Origin of the sequence: Flavobacterium terrisoli (genome assembly GCF_030167905.1) — a bacterium.
Taxonomy (GTDB): domain Bacteria; phylum Bacteroidota; class Bacteroidia; order Flavobacteriales; family Flavobacteriaceae; genus Flavobacterium; species Flavobacterium terrisoli.
The window spans coordinates 212,574-227,992 of sequence record NZ_JARGNA010000006.1 but is presented as its reverse complement, the minus strand read 5'-3'; the positions used below and the strand labels follow the sequence as shown (position 1 = coordinate 227,992).

13 protein-coding genes are annotated in these 15,419 nt (G+C 38.4%); 11 read left to right on the top strand and 2 right to left on the bottom strand.

All coding sequences use genetic code 11. The annotated features are described in order from the left end of the window. Window positions 1-24: 24 nt before the first annotated feature. The 3 genes from fbaA (at window position 25) to P1K33_RS10000 (ending at window position 2,779) form a co-directional block, all read left to right on the top strand. The gene (gene fbaA / locus P1K33_RS10010; RefSeq protein WP_284652820.1) at window positions 25-1,092 is read left to right on the top strand and encodes a class II fructose-bisphosphate aldolase; all 1,068 of its coding nucleotides are present in this window, start codon (window positions 25-27) and stop codon (window positions 1,090-1,092) included. A gap of 82 nt (window positions 1,093-1,174) precedes the next feature. Further along, window positions 1,175-2,029: an acetyl-CoA carboxylase, carboxyltransferase subunit beta gene (gene accD / locus P1K33_RS10005; protein ID WP_284652819.1), complete on the top strand. Its 855-nt coding sequence runs from the start codon at window positions 1,175-1,177 to the stop codon at window positions 2,027-2,029. Window positions 2,030-2,122: 93 nt separating this feature from the next. Further along, entirely contained in the window at window positions 2,123-2,779 is a 657-nt protein-coding gene (locus P1K33_RS10000; RefSeq protein WP_284652818.1) for a hypothetical protein, read from the top strand. A gap of 8 nt (window positions 2,780-2,787) precedes the next feature. Here P1K33_RS10000 and P1K33_RS09995 read toward each other — a convergent pair whose 3' ends face one another. Continuing rightward, a complete protein-coding gene (locus tag P1K33_RS09995; RefSeq protein WP_284652817.1) occupies window positions 2,788-4,041 on the bottom strand; it encodes an ABC transporter permease in 1,254 nt (417 codons plus the stop codon). 186 nt (window positions 4,042-4,227) lie between these two features. Here P1K33_RS09995 and purH point away from each other — a divergent pair, with 186 nt between their 5' ends. The 7 genes from purH (at window position 4,228) to P1K33_RS09960 (ending at window position 12,080) form a co-directional block, all read left to right on the top strand. Then, the gene (gene purH, locus P1K33_RS09990) at window positions 4,228-5,787 is read left to right on the top strand and encodes a bifunctional phosphoribosylaminoimidazolecarboxamide formyltransferase/IMP cyclohydrolase (RefSeq protein WP_284652816.1); all 1,560 of its coding nucleotides are present in this window, start codon (window positions 4,228-4,230) and stop codon (window positions 5,785-5,787) included. Window positions 5,788-5,844: 57 nt separating this feature from the next. Then, entirely contained in the window at window positions 5,845-6,873 is a 1,029-nt protein-coding gene (locus P1K33_RS09985) for a rod shape-determining protein (RefSeq protein ID WP_121312631.1), read from the top strand. A gap of 73 nt (window positions 6,874-6,946) precedes the next feature. Further along, complete coding sequence (gene mreC, locus P1K33_RS09980) at window positions 6,947-7,774, top strand: rod shape-determining protein MreC (protein WP_284652814.1); 828 nt, start codon at window positions 6,947-6,949, stop codon at window positions 7,772-7,774. Continuing rightward, window positions 7,767-8,273 carry a rod shape-determining protein MreD gene (locus P1K33_RS09975; protein ID WP_284652813.1) on the top strand — a complete coding sequence of 169 codons (507 nt, stop codon included), beginning with the start codon at window positions 7,767-7,769 and terminating at the stop codon, window positions 8,271-8,273. Before mreC ends, P1K33_RS09975 begins: the two co-directional genes overlap by 8 nt. Next, on the top strand, window positions 8,270-10,207 hold the full coding sequence (mrdA, locus tag P1K33_RS09970; protein ID WP_284652812.1) for a penicillin-binding protein 2: 1,938 nt from the start codon (window positions 8,270-8,272) through the stop codon (window positions 10,205-10,207). Before P1K33_RS09975 ends, mrdA begins: the two co-directional genes overlap by 4 nt. Before the next feature lie 12 nt (window positions 10,208-10,219). Then, window positions 10,220-11,482 carry a rod shape-determining protein RodA gene (rodA, locus tag P1K33_RS09965; protein WP_284652811.1) on the top strand — a complete coding sequence of 421 codons (1,263 nt, stop codon included), beginning with the start codon at window positions 10,220-10,222 and terminating at the stop codon, window positions 11,480-11,482. A 49-nt stretch (window positions 11,483-11,531) separates the two neighbouring features. Further along, window positions 11,532-12,080, top strand: a complete 549-nt coding sequence (locus P1K33_RS09960; protein ID WP_284652810.1) for a hypothetical protein — start codon at window positions 11,532-11,534, stop codon at window positions 12,078-12,080. A gap of 45 nt (window positions 12,081-12,125) precedes the next feature. On the opposite strand, the gene P1K33_RS09955 is transcribed toward P1K33_RS09960, so the two are convergent. Continuing rightward, window positions 12,126-14,405, bottom strand: coding sequence for a carboxy terminal-processing peptidase (locus tag P1K33_RS09955; protein ID WP_284652809.1), 2,280 nt, complete (start codon window positions 14,403-14,405; stop codon window positions 12,126-12,128). Between the two features lie 208 nt (window positions 14,406-14,613). Here P1K33_RS09955 and surE point away from each other — a divergent pair, with 208 nt between their 5' ends. Further along, a complete protein-coding gene (surE, locus tag P1K33_RS09950; RefSeq protein ID WP_284652808.1) occupies window positions 14,614-15,384 on the top strand; it encodes a 5'/3'-nucleotidase SurE in 771 nt (256 codons plus the stop codon). Window positions 15,385-15,419 lie beyond the last annotated feature (35 nt).

The window sequence follows — 15,419 nt, the reverse complement described above, 5'->3', positions numbered from 1 at the left end:
TTAACTTAAAAACCACACAAAACAATGGCTCACAATATCAAACCAGGAGTTGCTACCGGAGATGACGTACAGGCGATTTTTAATTATGCTAAAGAAAAAGGATTTGCACTTCCTGCGGTGAACGTAATCGGTTCGAGCACTATCAATGGTGTTTTGGAAACGGCGGCTAAATTAAACGCACCGGTGATTATTCAATTCTCCAATGGTGGCGCACAATTCAATGCCGGAAAAGGACTTTCAAATGAAGGCGAAAAATCAGCTATTGCAGGTGGAATTGCCGGGGCCAAACACGTTCATACTTTGGCAGAAGCTTACGGGGCTACTGTAATTCTTCACACTGACCATTGTGCAAAAAAATTATTGCCTTGGATTGACGGTTTGCTTGACGCTTCTGAAAAACATTTTGCTGAAACCGGAAAACCATTGTACTCTTCACACATGATTGATTTATCAGAAGAGCCAATCCACGAAAACATCGAAATCTGTAAGGAATATTTAGCCCGTATGAGCAAAATGGGAATGACTTTGGAAATCGAATTGGGAATTACCGGTGGTGAAGAAGACGGTGTAGACAATTCAGATGTAGACAGCTCAAAATTATACACGCAACCTGAAGAAGTAGCTTATGCTTATGAAGAGTTGATGAAAGTGTCTCCAAAATTCACTATCGCAGCGGCTTTCGGAAACGTGCACGGGGTTTACAAACCGGGTAACGTTAAATTGACCCCGAAAATCCTGAAAAATTCACAAGATTACGTTCAGAATAAATTCAATACAGGACCAAATCCGGTTGACTTTGTTTTCCACGGTGGTTCAGGTTCAACTTTGGAAGAAATCAGAGAAGCCATTTCTTATGGTGTAATCAAAATGAACATTGACACCGACTTACAATTTGCTTTCACTGAAGGCATCAGAGATTATATGACTTCAAAAATTGATTATTTGAGAACCCAAATCGGAAGTCCGGAAGGCGCTGATTCTCCAAACAAAAAACACTACGACCCAAGAAAATGGATCCGTGAGGGAGAAATGACTTTCAACACCCGATTAGAGCAGGCATTTGCCGACTTAAATAACGTAAATACACTTTAAATTATTTTAAATTTTAAATGTTGAATTTTAAATTATTTTCACATTCAAAATTTATAATTCAAAATTTATAACAACATAAATTATGGCTTGGTTTAAAAGAACAGAAAAAGGAATTCAGACCGCTACAGAAGATAAAAAGGATGTTCCTAAAGGACTCTGGTACAAATCACCTACGGGAAAAATTATTGACCAGGATGAATTGGCAAGAAATCTATGGGTTAGCCCGGAAGATGATTTCCACGTGAGAATTGGCAGTAAAGAATACTTCGAAATCTTGTTTGACAACAATGAATTCAAAGAATTGGATGCGAAAATGACCGCCAAAGATCCACTGCACTTTGTGGATACCAAAAAATATTCAGACCGATTAAAAGACGCTCAGGAAAAAACAGGATTGAAAGATGCTGTTCGTACTGCTGTTGGAAAATCAAAAGGAAATGACTTGGTTGTTTGCTGTATGGACTTTGCTTTTATCGGTGGTTCGATGGGTGCTGTTGTGGGTGAAAAAATCGCCCGTGGTATCGATTACGCCATCAAAAACAACACGCCATTTGTGATGATTTCAAAATCGGGTGGCGCGCGTATGATGGAAGCGGCTTATTCCTTGATGCAGTTGGCTAAGACCTCCGCCAAATTAGCGCAATTGGCTGAAGCCAAAATTCCATACATTTCATTATGTACCGATCCGACAACTGGTGGAACTACGGCTTCTTACGCCATGTTAGGAGATATCAACATCTCTGAGCCTGGTGCTTTGATTGGATTTGCCGGACCACGTGTGGTTCGTGACACCACCGGAAAGGATTTACCGGAAGGTTTCCAAACCGCCGAGTTTGTATTAGACCACGGTTTCCTTGATTTTATTGCCCACAGAAAAGAACTGAAAAACAAAATCAATTTGTACATCGATTTGATTTTGAATCAGGATGTGAGATAGATTTTATCCAAATACTTTATACCAAAAAACACAAAGTTTGCGCTTTGTGTTTTTTTTATATCTTTAAAAAATAGTAAACATCAAACAGACGATATGATTGAACATGTGAAATACTTCGGAAAACTTACGGCTACAGCCGCATTATCCTGGATAAAAATAAATGCTTTAGGATTTGTCAGCCTGGTCGTCACTTTTACTTTCAGTTACTTTATATTGTTTGACGAAAAGACAAGCAGTGCCGCTGAAGTAGCCAATTCTTCAACGCTCCTCTACACCATCACCTCAAAACCTATTCAATCGATATTGCTTTTACTGATTATATTGTGTCCTGTTTTCATTTTGATTCTTGGCAATAAGTATATTGTTTCGAAAATTATCAATCGTATCGTTAATGACAAATCAGACGCTTTGCTTTATCCTGTTTTAGATAAGATTTTGGCAAAATTCAAAACCATCCAACCGGATATTATCAAAAAAGGAGCTGATTATTCTATGGTGAAATTGAAGCTTATTCATCAGGTAAAAAATGAAACGGAGAACAAATGGATTAAGCGAATTATTATTTACGGATTGGAAAAAGTGAATCTGCACAATGAAGATTTTGCCAGCCAGGATGCTGATTTCAGCACTATTTTAAAGGTAAAAACAATGGAAGCGCTACACAATATCACCGAACCAAGCCGAAAAAGTATTTGGATAGTCCTTGGTTTGCAATGGTTGTTCCTGCTGTTGATTTGGGTTTTAAACTAACCGCAAAGTTACATTCCGCTTCTGATTGCTTCCACCGGATCTAATTTGGAAGCCGAGATTGCCGGCAGAATTCCCGAAATTAATCCAACAATGATGGACAATCCGGTACCGATGATGACATTGCCAAAGCCTAAGACGAATTCAAAATCCAATACATTGGTCATCAACATCGCCAAAAGCCAAACGATAACCAGTCCAATTGTACCACCAATCAAACAAAGGATAATCGCTTCGAAAAGGAATTGAAGCAATATAAATCTATTTTTGGCGCCCAGTGATTTTTGAATCCCGATAAGATTCGTTCGCTCTTTAACCGAAACAAACATAATATTGGCAATTCCAAATCCGCCCACCAAAAACGAAAAGAAACTAATCAAAATCCCGCCCATACGCACAGTGCCTAAAAGCTCATCAATCATATCGGTCAAGCCCGATAAAATATTGATAAAAAAGTTATTGATATCACCTTCCTTAACACCTCTGACCCCGCGCAGTTTTTGAGCAATTTCTCCTTTTAAGGCATCGATGTCAATTCCTTTTTCGGGTTTTATTATGATAACAGGCAAAACTTGCGGGTTATTGTCGCCATAAATTGTTCGCAGAAAAGTAGACGGGAAAAAAGCCGAAGTATCATCGCCACCGCCAATATCCATCGATTCCCCTTTCTTTTTGGTTACGCCAATGACGGTAAATCTTTGGCCATACATGCGTACTGTTTTTCCAATCGGGTCTATTTCACCAAAAAGATTTTGGGCAATATCATGACCCAAAACCACCACTTGTTTCCCGGAATAAGATTCTGATTCATTGAAAAATCGCCCTTCGGCAAACTCCATCCGTTGTATATCCACAAACTCATAGGTTACCGGAACCATATTTACCGAACTAGACGTTACCGATTCATAATTGATGTTTTGGCTTACGGTAAAATATTGGAAACAGGAATTTTCAACATTCGTCAAGGCCGTTTTCAAATATTGGTATTCTTCAAAAGTCACATTGGGAAACTGCTCTCTTTTCCAACGCGGTACTTCTGTTGGCCCGAAAGACTGACTGGTCAAATAAATGGTATTTTTGTCCAGTGTACTCAAATCAGCCTGTATTTTTCGGTCTAGGGAATCAACCGCCGCCAAAACCGCAATAATTGAAAAGATACCAATGGTAACACCCAGTAAAGAAAGCATCGTTCGCAATTTATTGTTGCGCAAAGCATTCATGGCAAAGGCAAAACTTTCTTTAAGCAGTCTTAAGTAGAGTAACATTTATGGCTGGTTTAGGTAATGGTAAATTTCTATAAAAATAACGAAAATCCCGATTCTTTTTTACATTGTCTTATTTGTGTCAAGAAATAAAATATTGTTACAATTCTTGCTTGAATTTTGTCCTTAAAAAAACTACTTTTGTCCTCTTAAAACTAACTGTCGATTGACAGACGCAACACACACAACATGAGCACACAAAAAACAACCCGAGACCAAGGGTCGAACGGAGCGAAGCTAATCCAATCAGCCTTGATTTCAGTCTTTTCAAAAGACGGTTTAGAGCCAATTGTTCGCAAACTACACGAACAAAATGTAACCCTTTATTCTACTGGTGGAACCGAAGAATTCATCAACAAGTTAGGAATTCCTGTAGTTCCGGTTGAAGAAATCACTTCTTTTCCTGAAATTCTTGGCGGAAGAGTAAAAACTTTACACCCGAAGATTTTTGGCGGTATCTTAAACCGTCAGGACAATTCTTCGGATGTGGAGCAAATGAAGGAGTTTGATATTCCCCAAATTGACTTAGTGATTGTTGATTTATATCCTTTTGAAAAAACAGTGGCTTCCGGTGCAAGCGAAGCGGAAATCATAGAGAAAATTGACATTGGTGGCATTTCTTTGATTCGTGCTGCTGCCAAAAATTTCAAAGACACCGTAATTGTAGCTTCAGTAAATGAATATTCTCTTTTGTTGGATTTGATTTCAACACAAGATGGTACAACCACTTTGGAACAAAGAAAAGTGATGGCTGCCAAAGCTTTCCATGTTTCTTCCAATTACGACAGCGCGATTTTTAATTATTTCAATACCGATGAGACTATTTTCAAAGTAAGCATTGATAACGGACAAGTATTGCGTTACGGAGAAAATCCACACCAAAAAGGATTCTTCTTTGGCGAATTTGACAAAATGTTTACCAAATTACACGGCAAGGAATTGTCATACAACAACTTGTTGGATGTTGATGCTGCGGTGAATCTGATTTTGGAGTTTAAGGAAAACGAACCAACATTTGCTATCCTCAAACACAACAACGCCTGCGGTTTGGCTACCAGAAACACTATGAAAGAGGCTTATTTAGCGGCGCTGGCCGGTGATCCAACTTCGGCTTTTGGTGGTGTTTTGATTGCCAATGGCAATATTGATGAAGCAACTGCCAACGAAATTAACAGCTTATTCTGTGAAGTGGTGATTGCCCCAAGTTATGATGAAAAGGCAATATCAGTTTTATCTGAAAAGAAGAACAGAATTATTTTAGTGCAACATGATGTGGAACTACCTCAAAGACAGGTAAGAACCTGTTTGAATGGTTTACTGGTACAAGATAAAAACAATATCACGGACAATAAAACACACCTAACTTACGTTACTAATACAAAGCCAACCGAGCAGGAAATAGAAGATTTATTATTTGCTTCAAAAATTTGTAAAAATACCAAATCAAACACGATTGTATTTGCAAAAAACAGTACATTAGTAGCATCGGGAACAGGTCAAACTTCGCGAGTGGATGCTTTGAAACAAGCCGTTGAAAAAGCGAACACTTTTGGATTTGATTTGAATGGCGCAGTGATGGCGAGTGATGCTTTTTTCCCTTTCCCGGATTGTGTGGAATTGGCTCACAACGCAGGAATAACGGCAGTTATTCAGCCCGGCGGCTCGATAAAAGATGAGTTGAGTATTAATTTTTGCAACGAAAATAAAGTTGCAATGGTATTTACAGGCACACGTCATTTTAAACATTAATTTGTTTAACTTTGTGCGTTAAAATTTTATATAAACGTTTAAACCCTTAAAAGACTTATGGGATTTTTTGATTTCATGACCGAGGATATAGCAATTGACCTTGGTACAGCAAACACACTGATAATTCACAATGACAAAGTTGTAATTGATAGCCCCTCAATTGTAGCCCGTGACCGAATATCAGGTAAAATCATAGCGGTAGGAAAAGAAGCCAACATGATGCAGGGTAAAACCCATGAAAACATTAAGACCATACGTCCGTTGAAAGACGGTGTTATCGCTGATTTTGATGCGTCTGAAAAAATGATTTCGATGTTCATCAAAAGCATCCCGGCGTTAAAGAAAAAAATGTTCACTCCGGCGCTTCGCATGGTCGTTTGCATTCCTTCGGGAATTACTGAGGTGGAAATGCGTGCGGTAAAGGAATCGTGTGAACGTGTAAACGGAAAAGAAGTATACTTAATCCACGAACCAATGGCTGCGGCGATTGGTATTGGTATTGATATTATGCAACCGAAAGGAAACATGATTGTCGATATCGGTGGTGGAACAACAGAAATTGCGGTTATCGCTTTGGGCGGAATTGTTTGTGACAAATCGGTTAAAATTGCCGGTGACGTTTTCACCAATGATATCGTGTACTACATGAGAACACAACACAATTTATTTGTTGGAGAAAGCACTGCGGAAAAAATCAAGATTACCATCGGTGCTGCTACAGATGACTTAGAAACTCCACCAGACGATATGTCGGTTCAAGGTCGTGACTTATTGACCGGAAAACCAAAACAGGTAGAAGTATCATACAGGGAAATTGCCAAAGCTTTAGACAAATCCATCCAACGTATCGAAGATGCGATTATGGAAACCCTTTCACAAACACCACCTGAATTAGCGGCGGATATATACAACACTGGGATTTACCTTGCAGGAGGAGGTTCGATGTTGAGAGGTTTGGACAAACGTATTTCCCAAAAAACAGATTTACCGGTATATATTGCTGAAGATCCATTAAGAGCGGTAGTTCGCGGTACTGGAATGGCACTTAAAAATATTCCGAAATTCAGAAGTATTTTAATTAAATAATTAGCCGTTAAGACTATTTATTTTTTACCTTTATTTCGGCGGATATTTATAACAAACATTATACAGTTTAAAAATGCAGCAAATTTTTAATTTTATACTTAAAAACAGTAATCGCTTACTGTTTTTGCTGCTTTTGGTAATATCCCTTTCTTTAACGATTCAGTCGCATTCTTACCACAAGAGCAAAATGATTAGCTCGGCTAACTTCTTTACCGGTGGGATTTATGAAAAGGTCAACAACATAGATGAATATTTTCACTTGAGATCACAGAACGAAGAATTGGCCCAGGAAAATGCCCGATTGAAATCGCTTTTATTCAATCAGAAAGACACGACCAAACTACCCGAAATTGACACCATAAAAGGCGTAAAAAAAACCGATATCATCGTTTCTAAGGTGATTCGCAATTCCTATAATGTTCACGAAAATTACCTGACCATCAACAATGGTTCGGCTTCGGGAATCAAACCCAATATGGGTGTTATCAACAGCGCAGGTATTATCGGGATTGTGGACAACACTTCTAAAAACTATGCTACTATCATCAGTATTTTGAATGTCAAATCTCAAATCAATGCCAAAATCAAAAAATCGAATCACTTTGGTTCTTTGGTCTGGAACGGAAAAAGCACCGGATTTGTGCAGTTGATTGACGTGCCGAGATTGGCCGGCGTTCGCAAAGGCGATACAATTGTAACTGGTGAACAGTCGGTTATTTTCCCACCAAACATTGGTATCGGAACTATAGAAAATGTATATACCGACGAGGAAACAAATTATTATACGCTCAACATCCGACTGTTTAATGACATGACCAACTTAGGTCATGTGTACATCATTAAAAACAAAGATGCTGAGGAAATTACTAATCTGGAAAATAAAACCAAGAAAGATGAATAGTGCCTTGTTAGCCAATATCGCCCGTTTCATCTTGTTGCTTGCCGCACAGGTTTTGATATTCAACAGGATTGACCTGTTTGGGTTTATCAACCCGTTTCCTTATATCCTGTTCATTATACTTTTTCCGGTTAACGGAAACAAAACAGGTTTGTTGATGGCCAGTTTCTTTTTGGGGATTTTGATGGATATGTTTTGTAACTCTGGTGGTGTTCACGCTGCGGCATGTATAACGCTAGCCTATTTCAGGCCAGCCATCTTTAAATTCTCATTCGGTTTAAGTTACGAATACCAAACCGTAAAGCTGAATGATGTTTTGACACCCGAACGCTTTTCATTTATACTCATTGCGGTCGTAATCCATCACACTATTCTGTTTGTCCTCGAAGTGTTCAAACTGAGTTTCCTTTGGGACATTTTACTGCGTACTGTTTTGAGTACTGTTTTCACCATTATCACTTGTATTATTATCATCTATATCATTAAGCCAAGTAAACGATGAGAAAAGTTCTATTGCCCACAATTATTTTCGTTGTTGCGATTTTATTGGTAATACGCTTGTTTTATCTACAGGTCATTGACGATACTTTAAAACTAAAATCCGACAATAATGCCATAAAAAAGCTATACGAATATCCCGAGAGAGGTTATATTTATGATAGAAATGGTAAACTTTTGGTAGCCAATCAACCTTCTTACGACATCATGGTCATCCCAAAAGATGTCAAAGATTTAGACACGACTGAGTTTTGTACTTTACTGAATATTACCAAAGAAGATTTTCTAAAAAAAATTACCAAAGCCAAAGTCTACAGTCCAAGACTTCCTTCAGTATTTTTAGCCCAGTTGAATAAAAAAGAATATGCCGCCTTTCAGGAAATGCAAAGAAGGTTTACCGGATTTTATATTCAAAAGCGTGCTTTGAGAGATTATCAAGTGGCTTTTGGTGCCAATGTTTTTGGTTTTATCACTCAGGTAAACGAAAAAATCATTGAAAAGAACAAATATTATAACAGCGGTGATTTAATAGGAAGGCAAGGCGTTGAAGAAAGCTACGAAGAGATACTGCGTGGTATTAAGGGCATAAAATACATCCAAAAAGACAAATACAATCGTGATATTGGTTCGTATAAAGAAGGAAAATTTGACACCATTGCGGTTCAGGGAAAAGACATCAATCTGACGCTGGATGCAGAATTGCAAAAATATGGCGAAGAGCTGATGATTAACAAACGTGGCGGAATTGTAGCCATCGAACCAAGCACCGGAGAGATTTTAGCCTTAGTGACCGCACCGTCTTACGATCCTGCGATTTTGGTTGGAAGGCAACGCTCTAAGAATTACACGATGTTGTATCATGATTCCATCGCAAAACCTTTGTATGACAGAGGACTTTTAGCCGAATATACGCCTGGTTCACCTTTTAAGATCCTAACAGGATTGGTAGCATTACAAGAAGGTGTGATTGATGAAACCACAAGTTTTGTCTGCCATCATGGTTTTAGTTATGCTCCTGGACGATTTATGAGATGTCACGATTCGGGAGTTTCGATGCTGCACAATGGAATCTACAATTCGTGTAATACCTATTTTGCGAGCATTTACATGAAAACCATTAATAAATATCCAAAGGCTCCTGTTGGCGTAGATGTTTGGAGTAAGCATTTAAAAAGTTTTGGTTTAGGACAATTCATGGGTTATGATTTGCCAACCGGTAAAAGAGGAAGCCTTCCAACTTCCAAAACCTATAAGAAAATGTATCCGGGCTGGGATTGGTCAAGTAAAACCATTGTTTCCAATGCCATTGGCCAGGGAGAAGTGTTGATGACACCAATTCAATTGGCGAATATGATTGCTACGGTGGCCAACAGAGGTTTTTATTATACACCTCATATCATCAAAAAGATTAAAGGCGGCACGATTGATAAAAAGTTCACCACAAAACACGTTACGACCATTGACCGAAAATATTTCGAGCCGATGATTAGCGGATTGTTTGATGTGTACAACCTTGGAACTGCTCATGGATTAAATGTGGAAGGCATTGACATTTGCGGAAAAACAGGAACGGCGGAGAATTATACCAAGATCAACGGAAAAAGGGTAAAGCTACAAGATCACTCTATCTTCGTTGCTTTCGCACCAAAGGACAATCCAAAGATTGCCATTGCCGTATTTGTAGAAAACGGATATTGGGGTTCACGTTGGGCCGGACCAATTACGAGTTTGATGATTGAAAAATACATCAAAAGAAAAATTACCCGAAAAGATTTAGAGAAAAGAATGTTGGAAGGAAGTCTTCAGGGAGAATACAACAAATATATTGCGAATCCTGTTGAGGATACTTTAATCAACAAAAGTATTAAAACACCCGTAAAACCGGCAGCAAAAGACACCAACGGAATTAAAAAGAGTCCGACTCCGACTCAACAATAATTTCAGCGAAATATGAAAAATCAAAGTGTAACAAATAATTTAGATTGGATAAGCGTTGTCATCTACATTATCTTAGTGATAATGGGTTGGTTGAATATCTATTCTTCTTCTTTGTCTTCCATTGAACAGGAAACTTCGATTTTTGATTTCAGTCAGATTTACGGAAAGCAGTTTTTATTTATTCTTTTTTCGGTACCCATTATTTTCATAGTACTTTCCGTTGACGCTAAGTTTTATGAAAAATATTCCAGTATCATTTTCGCTGTCGCCCTATTATCACTTGCAGGATTATTTGTCTTTGGAAAAACCATCGCCGGACAGCGCTGCTGGTACGCCATAGGGAGTTTTACATTACAACCTTCTGAGTTTGCCAAAGCGGCAACTTCTTTGGCTTTAGCCAAATATTTGAGCGACGTACAAGTCAATTTAAAAGACTTCAACCGACAGGTGCAGGCGATGATTATCATCTTTCTTCCGGTAATGCTCATTTTGCCACAGCCCGATCCCGGAAGTGCTTTGATTTATACGATTTTCATTTTGGTCCTTTACCGTGAAGGTTTGCCTGCTTGGTATGTTTGGACCGGTTTTATTGCCATTATTTTATTCGTTTTAGCGCTAATCATAAAGCCTTTGGCACTGATTGGAATTGCATTGGCCGTAATTCTTTTTATCTACTACAGAAGCCGAATCATCGACCGAAACTGGATATTAAGCGCCATTATTTTGGTACTGGTTTCCGGATTTGTGTTTTCGGTGGATTATGTTTTTGAGAATGTATTCAAGCAACACCATCGTGACCGTTTTAATATCCTTTTAGGAAAAGAAGTCGATATGAAAGGTGTTGGTTATAATACCAATCAATCGGAGATTGCTATCGGCTCTGGTGGCTGGTTTGGAAAAGGTTATCTCGAAGGAACACAAACCAAAGGTGGATTCGTCCCAGAACAACACACCGATTACATCTTCACCACCGTCGGAGAAGAATGGGGATTCATCGGTTCGCTATTTGTCATTGCCCTGTTTGTGATTCTGATTATAAGGATCATTTATCTTGCGGAACGGCAAAAGACAAAGTTCAGCCGAGTCTACGGTTATTGTGTTGCGGGAATCTTATTCATCCACTTCTTTGTCAATATCGCAATGGTTGTTGGTGTGTTCCCAACGATTGGAGTGCCGCTTCCTTTCTTTTCTTATGGAGGTTCCGGACTCTGGGGATTCACTATCCTGCTCTTTATCTTCCTTAAGATGGATGCGAATAAGGTAAACGAATGGTAATTTCGGAATGGTTTTTGTAACTTTGGGATTACACTAAAAATTCCAAATCATGAAAACAAAATTTGCTTTTTTATCCTTACTCGCTTTTGGCAGCTTTTCCTTAAATGCCCAAGTGGTAAATGACAGCGTAGCCAAACCTACAGATTCCATTGCCTTAAAGCAGGTCGAACTTCAAAACACCACAAAAGACAAAGCCGCAGAAGTTTTAACCGCAGAACAAATCGCTGTCATTCAAAAGGCCACTTTAGCCAAACAAAAAGAAGCGGAAAAATTAAAAGCCGCTGCCGAAAAACAAACCAGGGCTTTAGAAAAAGAACAGAGAAAACTCGAGAAAGAGCAAAGGCAATTTGAGAAAGACCAAAAGAGAATAGCCTCGGGTGAAAAGGACTTAATCAAAATCAAAGAGAAACTCAATGATGAAAAAGAGACACTTCAAAAGATGAAAGACAAACTCGAGAAAAACAAGAAAAAAGGAAAGCTGACCGATATTGAAATTGAAGAAGCCAATATTAAAATCAGCAAACAACAAATCAAAATCAAAGAGTTACAGGAAGACCTTGATAAAACAGAAAAGAAATTAAATAAGCTTAGAACTTAAATAAAAAAGCCTCCAAATTGGAGGCTTTTTTATTGCTGTATTCGATTAAGATTTAATCACCACTTTATCTTTTTTCAATTTAGAAGACAAACCTTTGTTATTCTCCGTTTGCAAGTCATTCAGGATATGAATCGCTTCTTCGATGTAAATGTCTTTAGACAAGCTTTCATGCCATCTGTCTCTTTTCTCTTTAAGCACAGGGTCGCTTTTCATGCTTTCCACTTCATAAGGAAGCGAATTAAAGTCAAACGCATTTTTGTAATCTACAATCGGTTTGTACTTTTTATTCTTTTCTTCCAACGCTTTCTGCTCAGCCTTAAACTTATCTATGTTCAAACTGTAAACGTTCTCTTTGTTTCTTTCGTCCAACCATTTGGCATTATCATCAATCAATTGCAATTGAGAATTATTCTGCATTCTGGCTTTGCTTTTTTGAATGGTCAAATCAAAATTGTTTTGTTTGTCCCAAACTTTATAATCAGCAGCATCGATTTTGTCCCAAGGCATGGCATTGTCAATATCGCGCTCACCCATTTTCAAATAAGCATATCGGTCCGGAATGGCAATATCGCTCTTCACACCTTCCAATTGGGTTGAACCACCATTGATTCTGTAGAATTTCTGAGTCGTCGTTTTAAGCGCTCCTAAATCACCATAAGTACTGCCACGTACAAACTGATTCAAATCGATCACGTTTTGCACCGTTCCTTTACCATAAGATTGTTTGCTTCCAATCACAACACCACGTTTGTAGTCTTGAATCGCAGCAGCTAAAATCTCTGAAGCAGAAGCCGAAAACTCATTAATCATCACTACCAATGGACCGTCCCATTGTACTTTGGAATCGCGATCATACAATACTTCTTTTTTACCGGCAGCCGATTTGATTTGTACAATCGGGCCTTGCTCGATAAATAATCCGGCAATGTCAACTACCGTTTTCAAAGAACCTCCGCCGTTATCCCTAACATCCATTACGATTCCCTGAACACCTTCTTTTTTCAGTCTTTCAACCTCAATCGCTACATCTTTTCCGGCATCACGACTGTTTTGATCTTCAAAATCGATATAGAATTTAGGCAAATAAATAATACCGTATTTGAAACCGTCTTTCTCCACCACACTCGATTTAACATAGGTTTCTTCAACTTCCACCTGATCTCTGATAATGGTAATTACCTTGATGGTTCCGTCTTGTTTCTTGACGGTTAAACGAACTTCGGTGCCTCTAGGTCCTTTGATTTTTTTCACCACATCATCCAGGCGCATTCCAACCACATCTACCGGTTCGGCATCACCTTGAGCTACTTTTAAAATGATATCTCCCGATTCCAATTGCTTTCCTCTCCACGCCGGACCACCGGAAATTAATTCTGAAATCTCCGTAAAATCATTTTTCTTTTGCAAACGCGCTCCAATCCCATCAAATTTCCCACTTATACTCAAGTCGAAACGGTCTTTTTCAGTTGGGCCAAGATAAGAGGTATGCGGATCAAAACGGGAAGCAATGGCATTCACATATACAGAAAACCAATCTTCTCTATTCAAATCTTTGATAAAGCTGAAGTTGTCATTCAAAGAACTCAAAGTACTTTCTCTGGTTTCTTTCTCTAACTGTTCATATGTTTTGGGCGTTTCAGTTTGTTTTTTCTGTGCATTCTCTACAAACTTAGCTTCCAATTCAGGAGTTGAACTTTTGCCTAAGCTTTCTTTGTACTCCTTAAGTCTTTCTTCAATTGGTCGTTTTGAATCTCTGGCAATATCTTCCTGTAGTTTTTGTTTTTCCACCAAAGAAGACAAAGTTGATAATTTAACCTGCAAACGCCATCTTTCTTTCAATTCCTTAACCGATTTACAGTAAGGCATTTTCTCATAATCGGTATTAAAGGTTTCATCCTTTTTATAATCGAATGGTTCAGCCAAAGCCTCTTTATAATAGCTTTTGCTATCCTCCATACGCTTCATCAAGCGGGTGTAGGTCAACTCAAAAAATGATAAATCCTTGTTCAAGATCTGGTCATCAATTTGGGTTTCATATTTGGCAAACTCTTCGATATCTGATTGCAGGAAGAAACGCTTAGACGGATCTAAAGCATTCAAATAATCCTTATAAACCCCTTTTGAAAAAGTATCATCGATGGTTGCGGGATTATAGTGTCCTTTTTCTATGACAAAAGCCAACAATTCGATCAGCAATTTATCTTTTTCGGGATCCGACGCTTTTTTACCCGGGAATAAACTAAATCCGAGTAATCCCACTGATAATGCTAAAACTACCAGTAGTATTTTATAATTTCTTCTCATAAACTGCATTATAATATTCATTAATTATTGGTCTAAATTAAACAAAAAACCATGCCAAGAGTTTCCTCTCCAGATAAAATTTTGTTAAAAATCAGTTTAACGCACCTTGACGAAAAGCCGATTGCTTCAAAGTTATAAAAATTTGTATGTCAGCAAAGCCTTAAAATGGTTAATTTTGCCTTAATAACAAGACACACAAAAACTGTGCTATAGACCGCAAATTCAAAACATGATTACCAAACCTACGATTTTAGTAACCAATGATGACGGCATTAATGCTCCGGGAATTCGTGCCTTAATTGATGTCATGGCTGAAATTGGCGATGTCATTGTAGTCGCACCCGACAGTCCGCAAAGTGCTATGGGTCATGCAATCACTATCAATAACACTTTATATCTCGATAAGATTTCGACAGAAAATGCTACCATTACGGAATATGCCTGTTCGGGTACACCAGTGGACTGTGTAAAATTGGCAGTCAATGAAATTTTGAAAAAGAAACCTGACTTATGTGTGTCAGGTGTCAATCATGGTTCGAATTCATCCATCAATGTGATTTATTCGGGAACGATGAGCGCCGCAGTGGAAGCGGGAATTGAGAGTATTCCGGCGATTGGTTTTTCGCTGTTGGATTATGATTGGAATGCCGATTTTGAAACGATAAAACCATTCATCAAAAAAATTGCTTTGGAAGTTTTGACTAAGAAATTACCCGAAGGCACGGTTTTAAATGTGAATTTTCCGAAATTGAAATATGAAGATATCAAAGGCATCAAGGTTTGCCGTCAGGCCAAAGCCATTTGGATGGAGAAATTTGATAAAAGACAAACACCTTTCGGCAAAGATTATTATTGGCTGAGTGGCGAATTTGTCAATCAGGACAAAGGAGAAGATACCGATGAATGGGCATTGTCCAAAGGCTATATTTCTGTGGTACCGGTTCAGTTTGATTTGACTGCTCATCATGCGATACAACAATTAAATTCATGGGATTTATAATATATTAAGAATGACACGAGCGTAGCGACTGCATT

What these genes read in the sequence shown, in the direction of transcription:
- fbaA (WP_284652820.1), top strand. Translation starts at nt 25, where the DNA reads ATGGCTCACAATATCAAACCAGGAGTTGCTACCGGAGATGACGTACAG.
- surE (WP_284652808.1), top strand. Translation starts at nt 14,614, where the DNA reads ATGATTACCAAACCTACGATTTTAGTAACCAATGATGACGGCATTAAT.
- accD (WP_284652819.1), top strand. Translation starts at nt 1,175, where the DNA reads ATGGCTTGGTTTAAAAGAACAGAAAAAGGAATTCAGACCGCTACAGAA.
- mreC (WP_284652814.1), top strand. Translation starts at nt 6,947, where the DNA reads ATGCAGCAAATTTTTAATTTTATACTTAAAAACAGTAATCGCTTACTG.
- P1K33_RS09975 (WP_284652813.1), top strand. Translation starts at nt 7,767, where the DNA reads ATGAATAGTGCCTTGTTAGCCAATATCGCCCGTTTCATCTTGTTGCTT.
- P1K33_RS09985 (WP_121312631.1), top strand. Translation starts at nt 5,845, where the DNA reads ATGGGATTTTTTGATTTCATGACCGAGGATATAGCAATTGACCTTGGT.
- mrdA (WP_284652812.1), top strand. Translation starts at nt 8,270, where the DNA reads ATGAGAAAAGTTCTATTGCCCACAATTATTTTCGTTGTTGCGATTTTA.
- P1K33_RS09960 (WP_284652810.1), top strand. Translation starts at nt 11,532, where the DNA reads ATGAAAACAAAATTTGCTTTTTTATCCTTACTCGCTTTTGGCAGCTTT.
- P1K33_RS09955 (WP_284652809.1), bottom strand. Translation starts at nt 14,405, where the DNA reads ATGAATATTATAATGCAGTTTATGAGAAGAAATTATAAAATACTACTG.
- P1K33_RS10000 (WP_284652818.1), top strand. Translation starts at nt 2,123, where the DNA reads ATGATTGAACATGTGAAATACTTCGGAAAACTTACGGCTACAGCCGCA.
- rodA (WP_284652811.1), top strand. Translation starts at nt 10,220, where the DNA reads ATGAAAAATCAAAGTGTAACAAATAATTTAGATTGGATAAGCGTTGTC.
- purH (WP_284652816.1), top strand. Translation starts at nt 4,228, where the DNA reads ATGAGCACACAAAAAACAACCCGAGACCAAGGGTCGAACGGAGCGAAG.
- P1K33_RS09995 (WP_284652817.1), bottom strand. Translation starts at nt 4,041, where the DNA reads ATGTTACTCTACTTAAGACTGCTTAAAGAAAGTTTTGCCTTTGCCATG.